This is a genomic window from Algoriphagus oliviformis, from assembly GCF_017254915.1.
Classification (GTDB): Bacteria; Bacteroidota; Bacteroidia; order Cytophagales; family Cyclobacteriaceae; genus Algoriphagus; species Algoriphagus oliviformis.
Window position 1 is genome coordinate 1 of record NZ_JAFKCT010000061.1, and the last position, 324, is coordinate 324.

Annotated in this window: 1 rRNA gene; it reads left to right on the top strand. The window is 51.9% G+C overall.

The window, feature by feature from the left end:
• A 23S ribosomal RNA gene (locus J0A68_RS22590) occupies window positions 1-324 on the top strand; the annotation flags it as partial.

Genomic DNA, 324 nt, shown 5'->3' on the forward strand with positions numbered 1-324 from the left:
CTGGTTATACAGGCAATGGAGTGACGGAGTGATGAAAGATCCGCGCGGTGACGGAATACCGCGTTGAAGCCGGTAGGTATTGGTTTGATAGTTAAATGCGTCAGACTAGCCGAAGGTGATAGTACCGGGCGTCTTCGGACAATCGGATAGTGATCCTAAGGGCTTCCAAGAAAAACTTCTAGCGTTAAGCGTATAGTCACCCGTACCGCAAACCGACACAGGTGGTCGAGGAGAGAATCCTAAGGTGCTCGAGTGAATCATGGCTAAGGAACTCGGCAAAATGGCCCTGTAACTTCGGGAGAAGGGGCGCTGGCAGCGATGTCA